Origin of the sequence: Ruminococcus hominis (genome assembly GCF_014287355.1) — a bacterium.
Classification (GTDB): domain Bacteria; phylum Bacillota; class Clostridia; order Lachnospirales; family Lachnospiraceae; genus Schaedlerella; species Schaedlerella hominis.
The window spans coordinates 2,787,621-2,813,533 of the sequence record NZ_JACOPE010000001.1 but is presented as its reverse complement, the minus strand read 5'-3'; the positions used below and the strand labels follow the sequence as shown (position 1 = coordinate 2,813,533).

At 40.0% G+C, this 25,913-nt stretch carries 16 protein-coding genes and 2 tRNA genes; 17 read left to right on the top strand and 1 reads right to left on the bottom strand.

The features are described from left to right. Positions 1-115 precede the first annotated feature (115 nt). The 7 genes from H8S40_RS12610 (at position 116) to H8S40_RS12580 (ending at position 7,689) form a co-directional block, all read left to right on the top strand. Complete coding sequence (locus tag H8S40_RS12610; RefSeq protein WP_366482533.1) at positions 116-1,498, top strand: MATE family efflux transporter; 1,383 nt, start codon at positions 116-118, stop codon at positions 1,496-1,498. 81 nt (positions 1,499-1,579) lie between these two features. Further along, positions 1,580-2,011, top strand: coding sequence for an SseB family protein (locus H8S40_RS12605; protein WP_186865343.1), 432 nt, complete (start codon positions 1,580-1,582; stop codon positions 2,009-2,011). 16 nt (positions 2,012-2,027) lie between these two features. After that, a complete protein-coding gene (locus H8S40_RS12600) occupies positions 2,028-2,801 on the top strand; it encodes a YdcF family protein (RefSeq protein WP_186865342.1) in 774 nt (257 codons plus the stop codon). After that, positions 2,802-3,644, top strand: a complete 843-nt coding sequence (locus tag H8S40_RS12595) for a TrmH family RNA methyltransferase (RefSeq protein WP_118688212.1) — start codon at positions 2,802-2,804, stop codon at positions 3,642-3,644. Positions 3,645-3,769: 125 nt separating this feature from the next. After that, complete coding sequence (locus tag H8S40_RS12590) at positions 3,770-4,189, top strand: cytidine deaminase (protein ID WP_022075047.1); 420 nt, start codon at positions 3,770-3,772, stop codon at positions 4,187-4,189. A gap of 111 nt (positions 4,190-4,300) precedes the next feature. Next, on the top strand, positions 4,301-5,221 hold the full coding sequence (locus H8S40_RS12585; RefSeq protein WP_186865341.1) for a LysR family transcriptional regulator: 921 nt from the start codon (positions 4,301-4,303) through the stop codon (positions 5,219-5,221). Between the two features lie 191 nt (positions 5,222-5,412). Continuing rightward, positions 5,413-7,689 carry an NlpC/P60 family protein gene (locus tag H8S40_RS12580; protein ID WP_366482530.1) on the top strand — a complete coding sequence of 759 codons (2,277 nt, stop codon included), beginning with the start codon at positions 5,413-5,415 and terminating at the stop codon, positions 7,687-7,689. A gap of 131 nt (positions 7,690-7,820) precedes the next feature. Here H8S40_RS12580 and H8S40_RS12575 read toward each other — a convergent pair whose 3' ends face one another. Beyond that, positions 7,821-8,687, bottom strand: a complete 867-nt coding sequence (locus H8S40_RS12575) for a helix-turn-helix transcriptional regulator (protein WP_117990091.1) — start codon at positions 8,685-8,687, stop codon at positions 7,821-7,823. 301 nt (positions 8,688-8,988) lie between these two features. On the opposite strand from H8S40_RS12575, the gene araA reads away from it, so the two are divergent. The 10 genes from araA to lepB all read left to right on the top strand — a co-directional run bounded on the left by araA (position 8,989) and on the right by lepB (position 25,910). Continuing rightward, a complete protein-coding gene (gene araA / locus H8S40_RS12570) occupies positions 8,989-10,488 on the top strand; it encodes an L-arabinose isomerase (RefSeq protein ID WP_186865340.1) in 1,500 nt (499 codons plus the stop codon). Positions 10,489-10,608: 120 nt separating this feature from the next. Next, entirely contained in the window at positions 10,609-12,591 is a 1,983-nt protein-coding gene (gene selB / locus H8S40_RS12565; RefSeq protein WP_186865339.1) for a selenocysteine-specific translation elongation factor, read from the top strand. Positions 12,592-12,625: 34 nt separating this feature from the next. Beyond that, positions 12,626-13,132, top strand: coding sequence for a DNA-deoxyinosine glycosylase (locus H8S40_RS12560; RefSeq protein WP_186865338.1), 507 nt, complete (start codon positions 12,626-12,628; stop codon positions 13,130-13,132). Positions 13,133-13,170: 38 nt separating this feature from the next. Then, entirely contained in the window at positions 13,171-13,965 is a 795-nt protein-coding gene (proC, locus tag H8S40_RS12555) for a pyrroline-5-carboxylate reductase (RefSeq protein ID WP_186865337.1), read from the top strand. 57 nt (positions 13,966-14,022) lie between these two features. After that, positions 14,023-14,093: transfer RNA gene (locus H8S40_RS12550), tRNA-Gly, on the top strand. Positions 14,094-14,110: 17 nt separating this feature from the next. Next, positions 14,111-14,181, top strand: a tRNA-Gly gene (locus tag H8S40_RS12545). Between the two features lie 187 nt (positions 14,182-14,368). Further along, on the top strand, positions 14,369-14,950 hold the full coding sequence (locus H8S40_RS12540; RefSeq protein ID WP_022074874.1) for a xanthine phosphoribosyltransferase: 582 nt from the start codon (positions 14,369-14,371) through the stop codon (positions 14,948-14,950). Then, positions 14,913-17,744, top strand: a complete 2,832-nt coding sequence (locus H8S40_RS12535; RefSeq protein ID WP_186865336.1) for an ATP-binding protein — start codon at positions 14,913-14,915, stop codon at positions 17,742-17,744. Before H8S40_RS12540 ends, H8S40_RS12535 begins: the two co-directional genes overlap by 38 nt. A 639-nt stretch (positions 17,745-18,383) precedes the next feature. Then, complete coding sequence (locus H8S40_RS12530) at positions 18,384-25,373, top strand: DUF7601 domain-containing protein (RefSeq protein ID WP_186865335.1); 6,990 nt, start codon at positions 18,384-18,386, stop codon at positions 25,371-25,373. After that, on the top strand, positions 25,374-25,910 hold the full coding sequence (gene lepB, locus H8S40_RS12525) for a signal peptidase I (RefSeq protein WP_117990099.1): 537 nt from the start codon (positions 25,374-25,376) through the stop codon (positions 25,908-25,910). Positions 25,911-25,913 lie beyond the last annotated feature (3 nt).

Genomic DNA, 25,913 nt, shown 5'->3' with positions numbered 1-25,913 from the left:
GATGCAATATCTCTTTTTACAAATTTATTCAATGTTTCACACATACTTGCTTTAACTGTTTTTTTGTACCATAATATAATACGGAATTTAATTTAAAGAAAAGGGGTAGAGAACTGTGAAGAAAAATAAATACGAGATAGATATGTGTAATGGTTCTATTATGGATAAGCTGATATCATTTTCACTTCCACTTATGCTTTCTGGTATTTTGCAGTTGATGTTTAATGCGGTAGATATTGTTGTTGTCGGACGATTTAGTGGAAGTCAGGCGTTGGCTGCGGTCGGTTCAACGACAGCGTTGATTAATATATTTACCAATTTATTTATTGGAATCTCTCTTGGGGCAAATGTACTGGCAGCAAGATTTTATGCTTCCGGCAAGGAAAAAGAAATGTCGGAAACGGTACATACAGCAATCACACTGGCACTGATCAGTGGAATTATAATGGCAGTAGTGGGACTGGTGTTGGCAAAATTGGCATTGGAGTTGATGGGAACGCCTTCTGATGTAATAGAGTTATCTACTCTTTATATGAGGATTTATTTTTGCGGAATGCCATTTTTTATGTTATATAACTATGGTGCGGCCATTTTAAGAGCTGTCGGAGACACAAAACGTCCGCTTATATTTTTGATTATTTCAGGTGTGGCAAATGCAGGATTAAATATGATCCTTGTAATTATTTTCCACATGGGTGTTGCCGGAGTTGGAATCGGAACAGTCATTTCGCAGTTAATATCCTGTATTTTAGTACTTCGGTGTCTGTATAAATCTGAAGGCTGCTATCAATTAAGATTTTCTAAATTAAGAATTCAGAAAGTATATTTAAGACAGATTTTTCAAGTTGGAATTCCGGCCGGAATCCAGAGTACAGTTATCAATTTTTCAAATGCATTGTTACAGTCATCCGTCAATTCCTTCGGCTCGACAGCGATGGCCGGTTATACAGCGGCAAATAATATTCTGGGATTTTTATATGTCTCCGTTAATGCTGTGACACAGGCATGTATGAGCTTTACAAGCCAGAACTATGGTGTTGGAAAATATAAACGTATGGATCGGGTGCTGATAAATTGTTTGATTTTATCAGTTGTTATATCAGGAATCCTCGGTTGTGGTTCTTATGCATTTGGAACAGAAATATTGAAGGTTTATACGGAAGATCCGAAAGTAATCCAGTGTGGTCTGGAAATTTTATCAATGACAACAGTTACTTACTTTTTGTGTGGAATTATGGATTTGTTTCCGGGAGCGCTGCGAGGAATGGGGCGTTCAGGTGTGCCGATGATCCTATCTATTATCGGTACAGTCGGAACGAGAATTGTGTGGATATTTATGCTGTTCCCACAACATAGATCACTGGAATTTTTATTTATTTCTTATCCGGCATCCTGGTTACTTACAATCGTAATGCAGGTAATATGCTTTTATTTTGTACGAAAACAGGTACATGCAAAAGGACGAGAGAGAATGATGCGGGAAGCACAGGCAAAATGATATAAAATACAAAATGATAGAGAATACGATAAGCTTTTTGTTAAGCACAATGAATAGAAATAGAAAGAGAAAGGAAGTAATATGACAAAGCAGGATAATTCAAAGGTAGATGAGGGATTACAGGGAAATGAGAAAATTGAGGAAGCAATTTTAGGATTGCAAAAAGAAAGTACGCAGGAAATGCTGGCACATACATTGACCGTAATCCGCAGACGAATGAAAGAAAAAGGACAGGTGATTCTGGCGGTAGAGCCACCGAAGGGGCTGGAACAAATTCAAATCCAGGCGGTTCAGACATCGGACGGACAGAGCTGGTGGACGGCATTTACAAGTTTTGAAGAAGAATTAAAAGGTGGAGACAGTGTGAAGTCTACATTTTTAACAGATATAGACAAATTGTTTGAAACAGTGCTTCAAGTAGAGAAAATCCAAGGTATTATTTTAAATCCATGGAATCGGACGATAATGCTGGATAAAAACCTGATTCAGGTGATACTTGGGGCAAAAGCTTAAAATAAAGGGAAAAAACATGATAAAAAGTATAATAGCAGGAATATTAGGAGTATTTGGAATACTGTGCTTTCTGTATGGAATTATGATACAGGCAACCCGGTCCGGAACAAAATTTTTCCTTGTCTGGTTTGGGATGGCGCTCGTTTTTCTTATGATGGGAATCGGAATTTACTGTGGAATATGGGACAAGATTCCAATGGTTGCACGTGGGGGGATACTGCTTATTTTTGCACTGGGGATGACATCATTTATTATTGTAGAAGGATGTATTATCAGTAGCTTAGCGACAGAAGAAAAAGAAAACCTGGATTATATTATTGTACTTGGTGCACAGGTAAAAGAAAGTGGTCCAAGCATTGTGCTCAAATACCGTTTGGACAAGGCTTTGGAATATATGAATGAAAATCCGAAGACGATTTGTATTGTATCCGGTGGACAAGGATATAATGAGCCGTACTCAGAAGCAGAAGGTATGGCAAAGTATCTGATCGAGCAGGGCATGTCATCAGATAGGATTATCAAGGAAGATAAGTCGAAGACTACAGAGCAAAACATTGCCAACAGCATGAAATATATTAAAAAGAAGGCGACAATCGGACTTGTGACAAATAATTTTCATGTATATCGGGCATTGCAAATTGCAAAAAATCAAAAAATAGAAAATATATATGGAATAGCGGCAGATTCGTCTGCATTTTACATGCCGAACAATATGTTTCGGGAATATCTGGCAGAGATGAAATATCAGGTCAGAAAAGTATTACACTTGAATCATCGGGGAGAAAATTAGATGGTAAATATTATTGAGATTACAGAGTTTGAAGCACCGGAGTTAGATATTTATGCAAGAAAGACAGAGGCACAGCTTTTGAATCGTGATAAACCAGAAGAAGGAATTTTTATTGCAGAAAGTCCAAAGGTAATTGAACGGGCACTGGACGCAGGGTATGTTCCGATTTCTGCGTTGGTTGAGAAAAAACAGATTGCAGGGGAAGCGAAATGTATCATAGAAAGACTGAGTGAAGAACAGTTGAATGAAATTCTGATTTATACAGCAGAATCTGAAGTGTTAACGCAGCTTACAGGATTTCAGCTTACAAGAGGAATGTTGTGCGCAATGCATCGCAGAGATTTGCCGAAAGTAGAAGACATCTGTAAGAATGCACGACGGATTGCTATTTTAGAAAATGTGATGAACCCGACGAATGTCGGTGCAATCTTCCGTTCTGCGGCGGCGATGAATATTGATGCAATCTTGCTTACGTCCGGATGCAGTAATCCACTTTACAGGAGGGCAATTCGTGTTAGTATGGGGACAACTTTTCAAATTCCATGGACATTTGTGAATAACTCTTGTTCCTGGCCGGAAGAAGGAATTGATATTCTCCACAAGATGGGATTCAAGACAGCCGCTCTTGCACTTAGTGATAATTCTGTCCGAATCGATGATGAGAAACTGATGCAGGAAGAAAAGCTGGCAATCATACTCGGAACGGAAGGCGACGGTCTGGCAACCGAGACCATTGCCGATTGTGATTATACCGTGAAGATTCCGATGACGCATGGAGTCGATTCGTTGAATGTGGCAGCGGCGAGTGCGGTAGCGTTTTGGCAGTTGGCGGGAGCCATTTAGGGACGGGGAGCCATTTAGGGACGGAGTTAGTGGCTTTTTTGCACAGACAAAAAGCCACTAACTCCGTCCCTATTGGCCTTCGAGATATACTTTGTATAGCATTATTTTATCTGGAGGAAAAACAAATGGAGAAACAAGTTATTGAGAAGTTAATCGACACTGCAATCGAGCAACTAAAATTTTCTTATGCGCCGTATTCCAATTTTAAAGTTGGGGCAGCATTGTTGGCAAAAAATGGAACGGTGTATACTGGATGCAATATTGAAAACGCAGCATTCACACCAACGAACTGTGCGGAACGCACCGCATTTTTCAAGGCAGTCAGTGAGGGGGTGCACGAATTTGATGCAATCTGTATTGTTGGTGGAAAGGAAGGAATTCTGACAGAATATGCAGCTCCCTGCGGAGTATGCAGACAAGTCATGATGGAATTCTGTAATCCGGATACATTTCAGGTGATACTTGCATTGGACAAAGAACATTATGATGTTTATACCTTGCGTGAGTTGATGCCACAAGGATTTGGTCCGGGAAATCTGGCGTAGAAGACTAAAACCCCGTCCCCATTAGTCTAGAATTGACAGCAAAGCTGTATGGGAGATATACTCTGTATAACATTTATTTTATCTGTCAGGAAAGAAAAGAGGAAGTGACGCATGACTTTACAACAATTAACATATCTTGTGACAGTCGCTGAATGTGGAAATATCACAGAAGCAGCAGAACAATTATTTATTTCACAGCCGAGTTTAAGCAATGCTATTCATAATCTGGAAAAGGAAATGGGTGTGACAGCATTTGTACGCTCCAATAAGGGTGTGGTTGTGACACGCGAAGGGGAAGAATTATTATCCTATGCCCGCATGCTTTTGGAACAGGCAGACATCATGAAAGAACATTTTGGAAATGAAGAAAAAAGAGTGCCGAAATTTTCTGTATCCTGCCAGCACTATTCATTTGCGGTAAATGCATTTGTAGATGTGATCAATCAGTATAATGTTGAAAAATACAGCTTTATCTTGCGGGAGACTCAGACGGGTGAGATTATAGACGATGTTGCACAAGGAAAAAGCGAACTGGGGATTCTGTATTTATCAGAACATAATGAAGATGTGCTTTTAAAACTTTTAAAGAAAAATGAATTGATCTTTGAAGAATTATTCGTTGCCAATCCGCATGTTTTCATAAGTAAAGAGCATCCGTTGGCAAAAAAGGAGAGCTTAACAATAGAAGATTTGAGGCCATATCCATATCTTGTTTTTGAACAAGGTGAGCGCAATTCATTTTATTTTTCGGAAGAGTTTTTAAGTGTTTTAGATTTTCCGAAGAATATTCAAGTGCGAGACAGGGCAACACTGTTTAATCTTGCTATCGGATTGAATGGATTTACGGTAAGTTCCGGTGTGCTTGATCAAAAATTAAATGGAGAAAATATCATTGCCAGACCGCTTGAGATGAATTGCAAGATGCGAATTGGGATGGTGAGACGAAAAAATATGTTATTGAGTCGTTATGCGAAGGCATATATCGAGGCGATTAAATCATTGGGGACGGAGTTTTCTGGCTTTTTTTCGTAGAAAAAAGCCAGAAAACTCCGTCCCCTTTTGACCTTCTGCTGCGAAAATTAATAAAATTTTAAGACAAGGATACTCAGGAGAAAATTGAAAATCGAAAGAAAAAGGAGTATAATTATTATGCTATAGTTTCTTCATAATATAAGAAAGAAACCATAAGGACGAAGCAAGAAACTGTAGGAAAGGAGTCAAATTTGAAGTTTAGAAATATAAAAGTAGCAAAAATCATAGGAACTAAAACACTTGCAGGACTTTTGTCAGTAGGTTTGGCTATGAGTGCCCCAGTAGCTGCATTTGCAGAGGATGGCAATGTAGCAGTAACACAGACAGCAGCGGGAATGCAGGCAAAAGCGGTGGATGGATCTGAGAATCTTGTTAATGTATCGGACAGTGTTCTTCAGATGGTTCAGAATGGAGAAGTTTATCTGGATGAGGCAAGCCAGTATCTGCTTGATGCAGCAACAGGACAGAAGGTTAATCCAGAGACTGGTGAGCGTGTAGCAGAGACGACAGTGACTCCGGAAAATCCGGCAACACCGGAGAATCCAGGAACACCAGAGAACCCAGAAACACCGGAGAACCCAAGTACACCGGAAAATCCAGGAACACCGGAGAACCCAAGTACACCGGAAAATCCAGGAACACCGGAGAATCCAGGAACACCGGAGAATCCAGCAAAACCAGAGAATCCGGATAGTGCGAATAAGACGGAAGATTCCAAGGATGACCAAACAGCAGAGACAGATAAGAAAGAAGAACAGCCGGCAGCAGCTCCGACTGAAACAAAGGAAGCAGAGAACCCGGGTACAGAGACAACCTCTGCAGGAAGCAACCAAGCTTTGATTGCCAGTCAGAAGATTGTGAAGCTGCCACAGGTAGTGGAAGATTTCCGTTTCTGGACAGTTGCAAGAAAGTATGCATTTGCAAAGACAGATTTGTATGTTCGAGAGTCTATTCCAAGTTCAGAAAAAGATATCAAAGCAAGTGAAGTATCAAAGGAAGAGAAAGCAGCAGATTTAAAAAATGTAGCGAAGCGTTCAAAGATATTAAGCAAAACAGCAGAAAAAAAAGCAACAGCAAAGACAGAAAAGACATTTGACAAACAGGTTGCACAGCAGCAGTTGACAGAAGGTGTCCGAGCTGTAGGACAGATTACACAGGATGGTCTGTTGTATGTTCTCAAAGAGGAAGAGAATGGATGGCTGTATGTAGAGTCTGGTAATGTGCGTGGTTTTGTCAGAGCATCGGAAGTATATACAGGAGATGCAGCACAGAAATTGTTATCTGTTTATCAGAAACAAGCGAAGAAAAAAGCAGAGGCACAGAAGACAGAATATAAAGGAATTGAGGGAACTGCAAAGACAGCGACTGCTTTAGTTGACCCTTCCGAAAATCAGGCATTTACATATTTGAGAGCTACAGTGAATCAGACAGTAGTAAAGAAAGAATATGCATTGGTAAATGTAGACAAGCTAAATATCCGCGAGGAGAAGAGTGAGGATTCCCTGCTCGTTGGAACGCTGACACAAGGAAACCTCTGCTATATTCTTGCAGACCAGGATTCAGAGTGGACATATATCGAATCCGGTGATGTGCGAGGATTTGTAAAGCGTGAATATCTGAGCACAGGTGATGAAGTTACAAAACAGGTAAATGAAACCGGAGAAGAGAAATTTACAACAGCAAAAGAGGAGCTGAAACCGGAAGAAAATGATGCATTATATTATACGCTCACATCGACAAAAGCAGGGACTCCGAGTGGAGAAATCAGACAGTCCATGTTGGAATTTGCTTCACAGTTTGTCGGTAATCCATACGTATGGGGAGGCACAAGCCTGACAGATGGAGCGGACTGCTCAGGATTTGTACAGCAGATTTATAAACAGTATGGTTATGATCTTCCACGAGTAGCAGCAGACCAGGCACAGTATGGTACAAAGATTGCAGTAGAAGATGCACAGCCGGGCGACTTGATTTTCTATGCGAAAGACGGAGACATTCACCATGTTGTAATGTATGCGGGAAATGGAAAGACAATTGAAGCTGCAAATGAAAATGACGGTATCATTTATGGAAATGTAGATACAACAGAGGCAGTGTGGGCAACACGAATCTTAAATGATCAGTATTCGGTAGCAGGTGCCGGAATCGGCGAAGTCAATGCAACAGAGGATATGTATGGACAGTGTCTTGGTAATTTCAAGATCACATATTATTGTGCATGTGAGATTTGTTGTGACGTAGAGACAGGAATTACAGCCACAGGAACTCCGGTTGTAGAAGGTCAGACAATTGCAGTAGATCCAAATGTAATTCCGTATGGAACAAAAGTTATCATCGGTGGACATGTATTCACAGCAGAAGACTGCGGTGGAGCCATCAAAGAAAACCGTATTGATGTTTATGTGAATAACCATGCAGATGCATTGGCACTTGGAGTGACAAATGCAGATGTATATCTTGTGAAATAGACCAATGGAACGGGGACGGGGATTAGACCATTCGGGGACGGAGTTTTCCGGCTTTTTTGCTAACAAAAAAGCCGGAAAACTCCGTCCCCAATGGTCACAATCCCCGTCCCCATTGGCCTCCCCTGGTCTCATCACAGCAATTCTGAATTCTGTAATGTCGGATTGAATGCATCGGAGATAGTGCGGATTGGCCGTACATCTAACACATAATCCGACGGCATTTGTCTGGGCGACATACCTGTGATATCTTTAAACACACGATTGAAGTGCCGGATGGTATCGAAACCGCACTTGGCAGCAATTTCAGTAATTGCTAGATGTTCGGTATTATTTTTCAATAACTCTATGGCATGTTCCAGCCGGACGGCGTTGAGATATTGTGAAAATGTCATCCCGGATACTTTGCGGAAAAATTTTGAAAAATATGGTTCTGATAATTTCATAAAATCTGCGGCGTCAGAAAATGTGATGTAATCATATTTGGTTTCAATCTCGGAAAGAAGATTTTTATAATTGTCAATGGAAGAATGTTTCTCAGGCTGAATCTGAGCAGCAAGTTCTTCTTTGCGGAATATTTCAATCATAAGATCTGTAATCAATGAGCGGAGCTTTAAATCGTAGAACATTTTCTGCGATTTTAATTCTATCTGCATTTTTTCGAAATATTCTTTAATTGGATAGGAGTGTTCTAACTTTGCTCCTGCAAGACGGTGTTCTTTTAAGATTCCACTTAAGAGAGAGGAATCAAAAAGTATGATTGCGACAATACTGTCGGGAGAACTTTTGATGTAGTGGATATCTCCGCCTTGAAGAAAAATTGCATCTCCTGTGGCAAGGGGATATTTTTCATGATTGTCAGAGACAATAATCTCACCGGATTCTACATAGATCAGTTCACTTTCAAGATGCCAGTGCGGCAGATTCTGCAGGTTGCGATAGCGGCCTGTCCAGACACGCTCTTTTCCGTTATAGTTTCGTTTTTCAAAATTAGCAAGCATGGAAACCATCCTTTCTATACAAATTTATTTCCGCTGAGAAAAAATTCACTTCTATAAATGGCAAGCTAATTACAAATTTTTTCCACGTGCGTTCAATTTGAATTTCAAAGAAAAGCATTTTCTTATATTTTACAAAATAGAGTAATAAATGTCCATAATTAGATAAGATTTTTCTTTCTATTTCGCATCTGAAAAGCTATACTAAAATTAGAGTTAAAGAAGCAGACTAATGAATTGCAAGAAAAGTGTTAGTTTGCAAAAAATGAGCGAAAAATAAGATTTGAAAAGGAGAGAACAAATTATGTTAGGATGTAAAGATTACAAATTTTGGTTTTGCACAGGCTCACAGGATTTATATGGAGATGAATGTCTGGCACATGTAGCAGAGCATTCACAGATTATCGTAAATGCGTTAAATGAATCAGGATTACTTCCGTATGAAGTTGTATGGAAACCAACACTGATTACAAATGAAGTGATCAGAAAGACATTTAGTGAAGCAAATACAGATGAAAACTGTGCAGGTGTTATCGTATGGTGTCATACATTTTCACCGGCAAAATCATGGATTCTTGGATTGAAAGAACTGAGAAAACCACTGCTTCATTTCCATACACAGTTTAATCGCGAGATTCCATACGATACAATCGATATGGATTTCATGAATGAAAATCAGGCAGCACACGGAGACCGTGAGTTCGGACACATTTTCACACGTCTGAACAAGAGCCGCAAGGTTGTAATGGGATATTGGCAGGATAAGGATACACAGGAAAGAATCGGTTCTTGGATGCGTACAGCAGTCGGCGTGATTGAAAGTAGCCATGTCCGTGTTATGCGTATTGCCGACAATATGAGAAATGTTGCTGTAACAGAGGGCGATAAAGTAGAGGCACAGATTAAATTTGGATGGGAAGTAGATGCTTATCCGGTAAATGAGATCGCAGCTGTTGTACAGGATGTAAAACCAGGTGATGTAGAAGCACTTGTAGAAGAATATTACAGCAAATATCAGATTCTTCTGGAAGGAAGAGATGAAGCAGAATTCCGTAAACATGTAGCAGTTCAGGCACAGATTGAGCTTGGATTTGAAAAATTCTTAGAAGAACAGAACTATCAGGCAATTGTAACACATTTCGGTGATCTTGGTTCATTACAGCAGCTGCCGGGACTTGCTATCCAGAGATTGATGGAAAAAGGATACGGATTCGGTGGAGAAGGCGACTGGAAAACAGCAGCTATGGTCCGTGTTATGAAGATTATGACACAGGGAATGAAAGATGCAAAAGGAACTTCATTTATGGAAGATTACACATACAATCTCGTTCCTGGAAAAGAAGGAATCCTTCAGGCACATATGCTTGAGGTTTGCCCGACAATCGCAGATGGTCCGATCAGTATCAAGTGTCAGCCATTGTCTATGGGAAATCGTGAAGATCCAACTCGTCTTGTATTTACAGCAAAAGAAGGACCGGCAATCGCAACATCACTGATTGACCTTGGAGACAGATTCCGTCTGATCATCAACAACGTAGATTGTAAGAAGACAGAAAAACCAATGCCAAAACTTCCGGTAGCAACAGCATTCTGGACACCACAGCCAGATCTTCGTACAGGAGCAGAAGCATGGATCCTTGCAGGCGGTGCTCATCATACAGCATTTACATACGACTTAACAGCAGAACAGATGGGTGACTGGGCAGCAGAAATGGGAATCGAAGCTGTATACATTGATAAAGATACAAACATCCGCCAGTTCAAAAATGAATTGATGTGGAATGAGGCAGTATTTAGCAAATAAATAAAATGAGCTGACCAATGGGGACGGGGTTTAGTGGCTTTTTTCGCAAAGCGAAAAAGCCACTAAACCCCGTCCCCATTGGCTCTTGCTATGCTATAATGAACAAGAAGGAGGGAAGAAATGGAGCATATTATCATTGGTACAGCCGGGCATATAGATCATGGCAAGACTGCGTTGATTCGTGCACTGACCGGAAGAGATACGGATACGAATAAGGAAGAAAAGGAGCGTGGTATCACGATCGATCTTGGATTTACATGGTTTGATCTGCCAAATGGTGACCGCGCCGGAATTGTAGACGTACCCGGACATGAAAAATTCCTTCCGAATATGTTATCGGGAGTTTACGGCATGGATTTAGTTTTATTGGTCATTGCTTTGGATGAAGGAATCAAACCACAGACGATTGAGCATATGGAAATCTTGTCACAGCTACATATAGAAAATGGCATCCTTGTTTTTACAAAATCGGATTTGGTGGATGAGGAATGGAAAGAGCTGATGATTGAAGAAATCAGGGAAGAAATCAAAATGCTGGGAGATGACAGATTCGCAGCGTGGCCGGAAGTGTGTGTATCCTCCAAGACAGGAGAAGGCATTGAAAACCTGAAGACAATAATTGTCGAAAATGTATTGCATACCCATAATTTACGAGATACATCAGGAGCATTTCGTATGCCGATTGACAGAATATTGTCCCTGTCCGGACGAGGAACAGTGATTGCCGGAACCATTTTGGAAGGCGAGGTGCAACCGGACGATAAAATCATGCTATATCCGAAGAAAACAGAAACACGTATCAGAAGCATACAGGTTCACGGGCAAAATGTAGAGAAAGCAACGGCAGGACAACGCGCAGCCCTTCTGTTACCGGGAATCAAAAAAGAAGAACTCAAACGAGGAAATGTAGCGGCAGCCATTCATTCTCTGAATCCGTCAGAGAGGCTGGATGTGAAAATTACAATGTCAGCTCATACCGGAAGAATACTAAAACATCAGAGCAGATTACATTTGCACATCGGGGCAGGACAAGTTCTGTGCCGTGTCATTTTATTTGGGAAAAATGAATTGACTCCGGGGGAAAGCGGATACGCTCAACTTGTACTGGAAGAAAAAATCGCAGTGAAAAAACGAGATTCATTTGTACTTCGATTCTATTCTCCGCTAGAAACAATTGGTGGAGGAATCGTTCTTGATGCAGCAGCAAAAAAACATAAAAGAACAAATCCGGCGGTAGTTGAAGAATTAAAACAAAAAGAAGAAAACAAAGAAAGCAATATTTTGCTCAAATGGCTACGAAGCCAGAAGAAAAAACCGGTTACAATAGAGCAAATAAAGCCGTTGGTTGAAATAAATGAAGAAGAAATAAGCAATATGCTGTATAGATATATGAAAAAGCAACAAATCGTGTCATTTATTTATAAGAAATGCACATACTATTGGTCGCAAGAATCTGAAAATAATATGTGGGAGCAAATGAAAGAATGGCTTCAAAGATACCATCAGAGACATCCATACAGATATGGAGCCACAAAAAAAGAGCTGCAGAAAGAATTATTTTCAGGATGGGAGAACAAAACGTTCGAAGCTTATTTATCTTATTTAGAATCCTTCGGGCAATCCCAGACAGACCTTACATCAGAATCAGACAAACAAACAGATTCAAGGATTAAAAGAAACGAAGACATCATTTGTCTGTGCAATTTTGAAATCCAACACGATAAAAAATTTCAACAAATCGAAGCTCATATATTAAAAACTCTGGAGGAAGCAGGATATCAATTACTTCTATATAAAGAACTATGCCCGCCGAAAGTCGATGAAGAATGTTTCGAAGACATTTTCAAAGTATTAAAAAAAGAAGGAAAGCTGATTGAAATAGCAGATTCTTATTACGTTACAGAAGGAAAGCTGCAAGTCGTAATCGAAAAGGTGGAACAACATTTCAGAGAACACAAAATACTCACCTATTCAGAAATGCGTGATAACTTGGAAATATCAAGAAAAACCGCTAAAATATGGATAGAATATTTAGATAAAATCAAGATTACAATGCGTTGTGGAAATGAGACAGAACGCGTAGCATTTGGCTTAAAAGAATAAAACCATTAATATAAGGAAGTGAAGTGCAAAGAAAATGAAGAAAGAGCAGACATATACACACGTATCACACGATTTCGAACCGGTTTTTGATGAAAACTCAAAAGTACTGATATTAGGAACATTTCCGTCGGTCAAATCGAGAGAAAATCGGTTCTATTACGGGCATCCGCAGAACCGTTTCTGGAAAGTAATCGCAGGACTGACAGAAAGCGAAGTGCCACAGACCATTGAAGAAAAGAAAAAATTATTGCTGGAGCACGGCATCGCGATATGGGATGTCATTGAGAGCTGTGATATTATTGGTTCAAGTGACAGCAGTATAAAAAATGTTGTTCCGGCTGACATTGAAAGAGTGGTCGCAAATTCTAAAATCCAAAACATTTATGCAAATGGCGGGACGGCAAAGAAACTGTATGAAAAATACAGTCAGAAAAAAACAGGACGGGAGATTATTGGTCTGCCTTCTACAAGTCCTGCAAATGCAGCGTATTCACTGGAAAGGTTATTAGAATGTTGGCAGAAAGTGAAAAAGGTATTATAATAGTGAAAAAATAAATCACAAGACAAGGAGGCAGCATCATGAAATTAGGATTTATTGGAACAGGAAATATGGCAGGAGCCATTATGGGTGGCGTGATTAAGAGCGGGTTATTTAAACCGGAAGAGATTATAGGAGCGGATTTGTTGGAAGCAGGGCGTGAAAAAGTTAAAACATTGTATGGTATTCATGTGACAGCAGACAACAAAGAGGTTGTAGAGAAGGCAGAGACAATCATCTTGTCCGTAAAACCTCAATTTTATGAGTCTGTGATCGCAGAGATTAAAGATGTTGTAAAACCGGAGCAGATTGTCATTACGATCGCACCGGGAAAAACTCTTGAATGGCTGGCAAAACAGTTTGGCAAGGATGTAAAGCTTGTCCGTACAATGCCAAATACACCGGCTATGGTAGGCGAAGGAATGACAGCTGCCTGCCGAAACGAATTTGTCACAGATGAAGAACTCGAAGGCGCAAAAAAGATTTTATCCGCATTTGGTAAAGTAGAAGTGGTCAGTGAACATTTGATGGATGTAGTTGTGTCCGTAAGTGGAAGCTCACCGGCATATGTATTTATGTTTATCGAAGCGATGGCTGACGCAGCAGTTGCAGACGGTATGCCGAGAGCACAGGCATATCAATTTGCGGCACAGGCGGTGCTTGGAAGTGCAAAGATGGTGCTTGAGACAGGAAAACATCCGGGAGAATTAAAAGACATGGTATGCTCACCGGGCGGAACAACAATCGAGGCTGTACGCGTACTGGAAGAAAAAGGATTACGTTCTGCTGTGATTGAAGCAATGAAGGCTTGTACAGATATTGCAAAAAAAATGTAAAAAGTGCTTGCATTATTAAAAAACATATGATAAGATACTATTCGTGTCAGAGATGACGCGGGTGTAGTTCAATGGTAGAACACCAGCCTTCCAAGCTGGATACGTGGGTTCGATTCCCATCACCCGCTTCAACTTCATATGATACGCGGGTGTAGTTCAATGGTAGAACACCAGCCTTCCAAGCTGGATACGTGGGTTCGATTCCCATCACCCGCTTTTTTTATTGCAATTTTATAAATGTATGTTCAGAACCTTCAAGGGTTCTTTTTTTGTATAATTTCCACTTTTGTTAAAGGGAAAGTTGTGCTATACTTGAGAACAAGAATTTATGACTAAGAGTGGGGGAATATGTCGATACTCAGAGTCATGCAAAAAAGATTAACGATATGAGAGGAAGCACAAGATGAATTTTTTAGAAGAAAGAATTTTAAAAGATGGAATTGTAAAAGAAGGGAATGTACTCAAAGTTGACAGCTTTTTGAATCATCAGATGGACATCGAACTGTTCGATCAAATGGGGGCAGAATTTAAGAAACGTTTTGAGGGAAAACCAATCAATAAAATTCTTACGATCGAGGCATCAGGAATCGGTATCGCCTGTGTTGTAGCCCAGCATTTCCATGTGCCGGTTGTATTTGCGAAGAAATCAAAAAGCATCAATTTAGAAGGCGAGATGTATGTTGCGCAGGTAGAATCATTTACACACAAATGTCAGAATAATGTGATCGTAGCACAGAAGTTCTTAAATCCGGAAGACCATGTGCTGATTATCGATGATTTCCTGGCTAACGGATGTGCATTGCAGGGATTGATCCAGATCGTACAGTCTGCAGGAGCAACAGTAGAAGGAATCGGAATCGCAATTGAGAAAGGCTTCCAGTCAGGTGGAAGAATCATCCGTAATCTTGGATTCCAGTTGGAGTCTCTGGCAATTGTAGAGAGCATGGATGCAGAGACTGGAAACGTTGTATTCCGTGAGCAGTAATATACATAGCATTGCAACAGCTTTAAGAAGAACAGTCTGTTTTATAGTCTGTTTGATATTATTTGCTGCGCTATTTCCGATTCCTGCAAAAGCAGCAGAACAATCAGAAAAAGAAGCAATCCGGGTAGGATGGTACGAGTGTGCTTATCAGATTACAAGAGCGAATGGGGAACGAAGCGGATATGCTTATGAATATGAACAGACTGTTTCGACGTATACAGGTTGGAATTACGAGTATGTAACCGGTGATTGGACAGAATTGATGGATATGTTGCAGAGAGGTGACATAGATATAATGGCAAATGTGTCCTACACAGATGAACGTGCGGAAACGATTCTTTTCTCAGATCGTCCTATGGGAGAGGAAAAGTATTATTTATATGTCGATATTACAAATGCAGATATCTCTCTGACAAATTTGTCGAACTTGAATGGGAAACGCATTGCTATGATAGAAAACAGCGTGCAGACGGAGCAGTTTTGCGAGTGGGAAAAAGAGCACAATATAACGACAGAGCATGTATTGGTTGATACTGTTGAAGAGACAAAAGAGTTGTTTGACAATGATGAAATCGATGGAATTATATCTACAGAAAATTCCATCTGGATCGAACGAGGATTATCGCCAGTTGTTATAACAGGCAGTTCAGACATTTATTTCGGAATCAGTAAGGCGCGTCCCGATTTAAAAGAAGCACTGGATGCTGCCATGCGTTCCATGGAATATGACAAACCATTTTACAATGACGAGCTTTACAAACAATATATTGCAACAGAAACAGTTGTATTTCTTACGGAAAAAGAAAAAGAGTGGCTGAAAGAACATGGAGAGATTCGACTTGGATTTTTGAAGGATGATACCGGATTTAGTACATACGACAGAGAGAATGGCGAATTGCTAGGGGTGATCAATGATTACGTTCAGGATGCAAGTGATTGTTTTGGTGGAGATAAGATAAAATTTCGTTTGATAGGATTTGACCTGGAAGAAAATCAGATAGAGGCATTGCAGGAAGGCAAGATAGATATGATTTTTCATGCAGGTCAGAATCCGTATATGGCCGAGCAAAACGGAATATCGCTGTCTGACACCGTATTATCAACACCATTGGCGGTACTTACTAAGCAGAGCCATTTTGATGAAAATGCAGAAAATCGTGTCGCAATTTCCAAAGAAGATCTTCAGTATAAATGGTATATTTCTTATAACTATCCGGATTGGAAGATTGTAGAATGTAATTCTGCAGAGGATGCTGAAAGTAAAGTGAGAAATGGAGAAGCAGACTGTTTTCCAATCAGAATAGGAGTGTTGATGCAGTATGTAGATGACAAGAATATTCATGGAGTATTTTTGACAAGAGCTATGAACTCATCATTTGCAGTAAGCAAAGGAAATATAACGCTGTTATCTATTTTGAATAAGACATTAAAAACAATGGAGACTTCGAAGCTGAGCAGTGCAGAATCAGCATATGAAGATTCTTTGCGGAAGGTTACAGCAAAAGAATTTATAAAGGATAATTTCCTGATATTCAGCCTTGTCATTTTAACAGTATTTATAGTAGTGCTGGTGATTATTCTGGGACTGTTGAGAAAAGCGAGGATCGCAGAAGAAAAAGCGAAGAATGCACAGCAGCAGGCAGAGCAGGCAAACAGTGCGAAATCAACATTTCTATATAATATGTCACACGATATTCGTACCCCGATGAATGCACTGCTTGGATATAATCATTTGATGAAGAAACAGCTGACAGATCCTAAATTACTGGATTATCAGCAAAAGATTGAGCGGGCCGGAAAACTGCTTCTGGACATTATCAATAATGTACTCGACCTTGCGAGAATAGAGAGCGGGAAGATGTACTTAAATGAGTCCTACGCCCAGGTTGACCAACTGTTCGAAGAAGTAGTGGGTGTATTTGAGCCACAGACAAAGGAGAAGAAGATCAATCTCAAATCTGAGGTTTGTGTTCAACATTCACACGTTATGTGTGATATTACAAAAATAAAACAGATTTTTGTGAATCTTATCAGCAATGCAGTCAAATATACACCATCCGGTGGGAGCATCGAGATAAAACTTCAAGAGATTCCGTGTGAAAGGGAAGGTTTTGTAGCGTTTCGGACAGAAATCCGTGATAACGGTATCGGAATGAGTAAAGACTTTCTTCCAACTTTGTTTGATTCCTTTTCACGAGAACGCAATACGACTACAAGCAAGGTAGCCGGAACCGGCCTTGGCATGGTAATCGTCAAAGATTTTGTCGATTTAATGGACGGTACGATTGAAGTGCAGAGCGAATTAGCGAAAGGAACAACATTTATCGTTCATCTTATGCACAGAAAAGCAGACGAGCAATATTACCGACAAACAGATGAAGGAGTAGAATCCGACGAAACAGAAAATATATTGCAGGGCAAACATATTCTGATGGCAGAAGATAATGAGCTAAATGCTGAAATTGCAAGCACGATTCTTGAAGAAATGGGACTGCAGATTGACTGGGTCAATGACGGAGTCCAGTGTGTCAGCAAGGTGAAACAGATGCCGGCAGGAACCTATGACCTGATCCTGATGGATATTCAGATGCCTAATATGGATGGATATAAAGCAACCGAGATCATCCGGAAGATGTCAGATAAAGAAAAGGCAGAGATTCCAATCATAGCTATGACAGCGAATGCCTTTGAAGAAGATAGAAGAAAAGCGATTGTTATCGGTATGAATGAGCATATCACAAAGCCGATAGATGCAGAAAAAATGAAAAAAATAATAACCGAAGTGTTGAAGTGAACCAGTTGGGGTGCCAGTTAGGGCAGGGGTTGCCAGTTGGGGACGGAGTTTGTGGCTTTTTCGCAAGGCGAAAAAGCCACAAACTCCGTCCCCAACTGGCAACCCCTGCCCTAACTTTCCCCTCTTCCCGGAAAAATGTTACAAAATACATTGAATAACCACGGAAAAATGTTACAAAGGAAAATCTCAGATAAATTAATTTCGTGGAAAAAACAGGAGGAAAAGAAAGCACTTTGTATTATTGGAGCAAGACAAATCGGAAAGACAACTATCATCCTGAGCCAAACAGCCAAACAGGGACGGAGTTTTCCGGCTTTTTTTGTAGAAAAAAGCCGGAAAACTCCGTCCCTGTTTGGCTGTTTGGCTTATTTTTTCCACATGAGGGGTTGTGAAAAAACTTATTTATAAGGTATTGACAAAAAATACGGGGGGGGGTATGATGTTGTTATAAAAAATTGACAAGAAATTATAACATGGAAAAACAAATTAATAAATTAATATAAGTAGGATTGTTACTTTCAGTAGGCAAAACCGGATTTTATGAACATCATTGAAGAGACAGTTGTTTGTAAAATTTGGTTTTTTTTATTTGAATTCAGAATATTAAAGAAACATGAGAAAAAGTGAGGGGCAGAGCTTATGAAGAAAGGACAGAAGAAAAGAAGGAGTGTTATCTTACGAAGAGTTTTAGCATTATTGTTAGCAATTGTGCTCATTCATTCCCAAATCATGCCGGCTGTATTCGCCGCAGATACGAATTACAGTCAGAAAAGTAATACAGAAGAGAAAACTGTGGTGGATGGAGCAGAGACAGTACTGCCAATGTCGGAAGATGCAATCTCCGAACCGTCGGAACCGATACAATCGGAAGAACAACAGACAGAAGATAAGGTATCAGAAGATGCAACCGTCGAATCATCGGAACCGATACAGTCGGGAGAACAACAGACAGAAGATACAGCCGACGCAGAACAGTCACCAGAAGTAGAGACAACAGGTGAGGCTGCGGAAGAGACGGTAAATATCGCAGATGCTGTTGTACCCGTAACAGTCAACTATTATCTTCCGAAATCACAGAATTTACAGGTAGATGCACCGGAAAGCTATACCGAAGGAGAAGCACAGGAAGAAGCAAAAAGTGCAGTAATTGAACAGGCACTTGGAGATGAGACAACACAAAAGCTGATTGAACAGCAGAAAGAGAAAGGGATAGAAAGTAATACGCAGGAGCTGACAGCATCTGCTGTATCGGAAGAAGAATATGACAGCTACACACAGATGGCTGTGACAGGAGAAGGGCTTCAGGCACCGGAGGTTTCACTTTCAGATGATGTACAGTTGGAAGAGGATGCAGATGCGGAGAACACAAATCCACTGATTGGCTGGCAAGTAGCAAAGACGGCAGGTATTATGTTGTCCTATCCAGATGGGACTGAGATTAAGATGGGAGATGTCATTCCAGCCGATAAGATTAGCGAAGTACAGATGACAGCAGCCGATGATGGAATTTCATTGTTGAGTACACAGGCGAATATGTCGATAGCAAGCTTGATTGCCCTGACACAGGATATGACAGTAGTACAGCGTGTAGGTGATGCAGGAACGAATGGAAAGTGGTCGGTTCTGGTGCAGGGAGGAACCAACCAGACGCCTTCAGCAGGTACTGTAAGACATGCGTATGGAACACTGGAAAGTGCGTTGACTGCAATCAATACTGATACAACATCCAACAGTTTTAAAATTACATTCCTAGATAATTACACGGCAAGCTCAGCTGATTTAAGTGCGATGGGAAGTAAATACGGTACGAGTGGAGTACTAGGGAAAAGAACAACGAATAAACCAACAATTGTATTCACAGGAGCAACCAATTATAGCACAGGTACTTCTTATAGCAGTTGGACAACATTTACTTCCCAAAAACAAAAAATCTATTTTGATGGATTCAATGCTTATTTTACACACGTTAATCTGGACTGGAGTGGTTCAACAGTCTATGGTAATCAGAACGATACCACTTTTGATGATGTAAAATTTGTAGGCGGAGCAGTAATAGCAATTTATGGTGGAAGATATTATAGTAATAGTACCAATGTATCCTATAATTTGAAATTTAAAGATGTAGAGATGACAAAGGATGCTCCTGTAAAGCAGATCTTTGGAGGCGGACAGGATAATTCAACAGGAACTATTAATCTAACAATGACAAATTGTACAATCTATGGAAATGTATATGCATCAAGTGGACCAATTGGCACTTCTACCACCTATATTCATACAGGAAATGTCTATGCAACACTGCAAGATACAGCCATTCGCAAATTCAACACAACTGTAGTAGATCCAATGTTGAAACCGGATGAAATCCATAACGTAGGTGGATCTTTCTGGGGATTGTATGGAACTGTAAGTGGAGACCTCTATCTAAGAGCATCTGGAAGTTATTCGGCGGACTGTGGAACCTGGTTTACAGCGAAGGAGGGCTGCACAGCAGGATCTATATCGTATATATTCAATGATATTAAGGAAAGTCTGAGATTTGTAGGAGCATATGAACATGCTGGATATGATCAAGCAAGCACATCGAAAGGTTATATTGAAGTCAATAACACGCAGGTTGCTAACGTATTTGGCTGGGGATATCTGAGGTTGAATAATTCTGCTACATGTGATGGGGTTGTGAACAATTTCGGACATATGCAGTATGATTCCAGTTTCTATCATTATTGGACAGAACAGAAAAAGCAGGATGCCAAAGGTGGAGATCGCTATGTTCCAAAGAACTATAAACCGGACTTGCCGACTTGTATTGGATATGTAGCAACAAAAAGTTCAACCATTTGTTCTGGTGGAGATTGCTATGAAGCATGGAATCGCCAGCGTTTTGGAAGAATTGTATTAGAAGATAATTATAACACATTTCAGATATACAATGCCATGGGGGGAAATAGTACAAATGTTGTAGATGTGTATTATCTGGATAGAATTTCAGCTTCTTATAAAGCTACTATTGAACTGATGGCAACAAAGGCGAATGCAACCGCAAGTGATGCAACTTCCATGATTCGTACAAGGGGAAATTATAATTTTCCAACGTCAGTAAGTGCGATAGGGACATTAAAAACACATGCGAATGTATCTTGTACAATGGCACAAGATCCAACGAATAGATTGATTAAGCTGTATGCTACAGCAAATGCAGAAAATATAATCTATCTATACAGTGGAAGGTCCAATACAGGAAATGCAATATATTCGGCAAATTCATTTAAAGTGGTGCTAGACTATCTACGAAGCCAGACAGGAACCTATTATACGTTATGGTTTACAAAGGGATATAGCCTGGTTCAGGAGGATGTTACTGCATTTAATGATCCAGAAGGATTTACAAATAAGAACGTGACAATAATAGCTGATGCTGCATTGTCGGGATCACATGAGCAGGGTTCTCCAAATACAGGAGTGAACCTGTGGGGTACTGTTTATCCACAATTTAAGTCACTGACATGGAAAAATGCAAAATTTCGCTCAGATTTCCTCTTAACTCATAAGTATCCGTATGTGATGCATGGAAATGGGCACAATCTGACATTTGAAAACTGTACATTCGCAGGTGATGTAACAATAAACGCAGGAGGAAACAGTACGCAGGGAACATCAGGCTCTACGCTCACATTAAAAAATTGCGTGAATGTAAATAAAATCTATGCTTCAAAGCAACAAGATGGATTAGGAAATACAACGATTAATGTGGAGTCCTGTACAGGCCACACTGATACTATAATAATTGATCCGGCATACTATAGTGTTAAAAATCTGTACATTTTTTTGAAGGATTGTGCTGCAAAAGTTGATCCGACTTATAAAACCGTAAAAGTTAAGGAAGATTATATTCTGGTAGCAGAGAACACACAGCTGATGTTCACTAGCCCAACTGTTTCAAGTGGGCATACAGCAAAGGTTTACCTTAATAAGGATTCTTCAAATCATGAAGTTGTTTTATTAGGGGATTGCGAAGGAGCATTCAATGCACCAGATGGATCGTCTAGACTGTATGTAATTGCGAAAGTGAGACCAAAAGATGCTACAAGTGTAAATTTGGACTACTTTGACCAGATAGAGATTGATGGAGGAGAACTTCATCTTGGAGATGCGTCCAATTCAGTGACAGGTGGATTTGGAAACGGTGGAAAAAGGCCGGATATCTCACTCAAGAATTCAGGAAAACTGATGTTAGATTATTTGCCTTCCGAAAGGATACCTCGAACAATTGACAGTCTTACGACAGATGGTACAAATACAGAAGTATCGGTTACATATGACTATAAAGGTGAGACTTCTCCAAGTGGAAGACCATTAATTATTAAGAATACGTTGCGAGTACCAACAAATCGTGAGCTTCGCATATCAACAACGTTTGCTCCAACACATAAGGGAGCGGTGGAATATCCGTTGATTCAGTTCGATTATTCGAATGATGCGAAGCTGGAGCAGTATAACTGGATTGCAGACAAACAATATTATTTGGCAATAGGTTCTAGAAACAGTAACCAGATCGTACTTCGTGCAGATACATATGCGCCGCTGGTATATCAGGCGAAGACAACGAATATGTCTCTCAATTCGAATGGAAGTCAGAGTGGACAACTGGAGATTTATCTGAGGGATTTATATCGTGACGGAATTGACACGAGTGGCATTAGCATTAATGATGCATCGGATGGTGCGTATCCAACTGGTTTTCAGGTGTATTTAAGTACGCAGGATGTTCAGTTAAAGGATGGAGTTTATGGATATACATATAATTCCAGTACAGATCTTCAGTTGAAGCCAGCAAATGTATATTCTTATAGTTGGATGCGCAATGGGGCGTTTAGAGATATCAATGGAACGCCAAGGACAGCTACAACAGAATCACCAGTATTGAATTTGAAATTAGAGTCACGTACTTATCAGACAAACACAAATTACTATATCTACGCAAGAGATATTGCCGGAAACTGGAGTAAATTCCTTCTGGATACGAAAGGTCCGACAAGTACTTACACAAATATTACATCAACGAAAGTATCAGATGGAACTTACAGTTATACATTTACGGGGCTAAAATTTACAGATCCAATACAAACTGCAACATATGGAACATCAGATATTGCAGATGTAAGTTACAAAGCGAATGCAACACAGTATAGTTATAACGATAAGAAGCTAGATGCTACAGTACGATATAACAAAACAGGAAAGAATCCATGGGAATCCGGAGTTAGTTATAGTACGGCAAGTCTCAATACAAGTACTGGGACGTGTACACTCAGTAATGTATCTGTTTCAGTAACGGAAAAATTATATGTGTTTGTAAAGGATGGCTATGGAAATATCTCAAGATTTACTTATGTACCAATTGTTTTTGATGCACAGAGCGGTGGAGCTACATCAACTGGAAAGTTCAGAGATGGGTCTACCACTTCATCTACACTGGGACTGGTGGGAAGTACTTTGAAGAGTGCACAGGTGCCATCAAGTCCGGTACTTGGAAATCAGACATTCCGCTACTGGTATAATTCTACGAACAGTGGAAAAGCTCAAGTTTTTCTAACAAGTGTGACGGTAAGTGGTGCAACTACTTATTATCCGCAGTGGACGTATCCGACCTTAACAATTAGTAACCAGGTTACAGGAAGTGTTGCAGATAAGAACAAAAAATTTACTTATACCATTTATGCGCAACCAGATCCAGGTAATCGATATAATGGGCAGGACTTTCCATATACAGGTGGAACGATAGCAGGAATATCAGGGGTTACGGCACCGGCTAATGGAACGAAAACGGGAGATTATAATGGAGAATTTACAATTGAGCTTTCCCATGGACAGAGTGTTACGATTCAGCTGCCAGGTTATTATGATTACGTATCTGTAAGACAGAACAAGGAATCCCCTTACTGGACAGTGTACACAACAGAGGAGAATAAACAATATAACCAAAATTACACAGGGGAAATCAGTGTGAATGCAACGAATCGCTCACTTGCATTTGTTAATAGCAATGATTCCAGTCAGCCGGTAATCTATCAGCAAAAGATGGAAGGTGAATGGACAAAAGACCAGGGAGATAACTATGGAAGAAAACTGACAGTTTATATCAGAGATCTTTATGGAGATGGAATTGACACACAGGGAAGTTCATTCTCAACATCGGAGAGAGCAGAATTCCCAGGATGTACATATGCACAGGTATATCTCAGCACCTATGATGCACCAAAGGCAGACAGAGGATTCAAATTCCGTTATAATGCATCGGAATCTGAGAGATTGGAAAGTTTGTGCAGTTGCAGGAAACTTACCAGTGGAAGTGTTACAGATATTGAAGGTAAAACAGTGACGGCAACTTCAGAAAAACCGGTATGGACATTTAAGATGCTTAATACTTATAAGTTCGACCAGAATAAGAATTATTTCATTTATGTGCGCGATCTTACAGGAAAGTGGACAAAATATCTGCTAGATACTAAGGGTCCTAGAATAGAGAATACAGGAACTATCACGAAATCAAAAGATAAAGATAATGACACGGAGTTTACAATTTCAAAGATTCAAGTCAAGGATGAAATGATTGATGCAGCAAATGGTACGTCCGATTTGACAAACGAGTCGCAGGAGAACTTTACATATGTTGCAAATGCAACAAAATATAAGGGAACGGAGGTTTCACTTGTACGTAACAACAAAACTGGAAAATTTTCAGATACTTACAAAACTCCTACAAAAGAAGATGGAACTTATACGGCTGTGGAGTCAATGAATAATGGAGAGATGCTCTATGTATATGCTCAGGACTATTATGGTAATACGACAGCACAGCAGTATGTACTGGTTGGATTTGATGCATCAGGAAATGCACAGTACAAGAAAGCAAGTTTTGAAAATAACATAAGACTAAAGAGAGAATTGGTTGCAAAGGGACAGAAACTTTCGCCAAGTCAGATTCCATCTAATCCAGGCTTCCATAATGATAATACAAGCCAGAAATTTACGCAGTGGTCAGATAGCACAGATCCGAACAAGAAAAAAGTAGATCTGAAAACAGCACGGATGACAAAATCGGTAATCTTAAATGCAGATTATGAGAAACCAGGTGTAATAATTAAACAGATGATAAAGGGAGATGGTATCTGGAATAATCAAGAATTTACTTATACGGTTAAGACAAGTTATCCAAGAGGAAAAGTGATTCCGTGTAAAGGAAGTTATGTATCACCGGCAGTAAATGCACCAAATATTACATCGCTGACAGTAGATGCGAATCAGGAGATTACATTTAAGCTGAAAGCAGGACAGAGTTTAGAACTGATACCTGGGGATAACAAATATACGATTAAGAGCATCATTCAAGAAAGCAACGGAACAAATTGCGAGATTCAAAAAGATGCGAAAGTTATTTCAAGTGTAGCGAATGTAGCTGTAGATGAGATCAGTACCAATTTTGTTTTTACCAATACGAAGAATATCGTAGTTACAGGTGTTGATGGAGGAAATACAGATAACAGTCTGTTACTTGTAGGTCTGATGGGAGTTCTTCTAATCACAGGAGTTTCTGTCTTACGAGTGAGAGGGAGGAGGAGATCCTAGATGGACACTGCAGAGGAAAAAGTAATTTCTGAGGAATCAGTGGCAGGAGGGATTTTCCGTGAGATTTTGTACCTTCTGTTGAAGATTGTAGCAATTGCAACTGCAATTGTGGTTATCTTCACATTTATCTTCGGAGTGTTCCGTTATGCGGACAATGCCATGCTTCCGGCAGTGAAAGATGGTGATTTGGTCTTTTATTATCGGTTAAGGAAGAGTTATGTAGCTTCGGACCTGGTTGTTTTGAACTATCAAGGAAAAGAACAGGTCCGGAGAGTGATTGCTACTGCAGGAGATGTGGTGGATATTACAGAGGATGGTCTTACAATTAACGGAGCACCGCAACAAGAACATCAGATTTATGAAAAGACACAGCGGTATGATACGGGAGTGGACTTCCCAATCAAACTACAGGAAGGGCAGATTTTCGTCCTGGGAGACAGCCGTGAGAATGCGTCAGACAGTCGAGTGTACGGAGCAGTAGATGTGAAAGACACGAAGGGAAAAGTTATGACGATAGTACGAAGAAGAGGCTTTTGATAA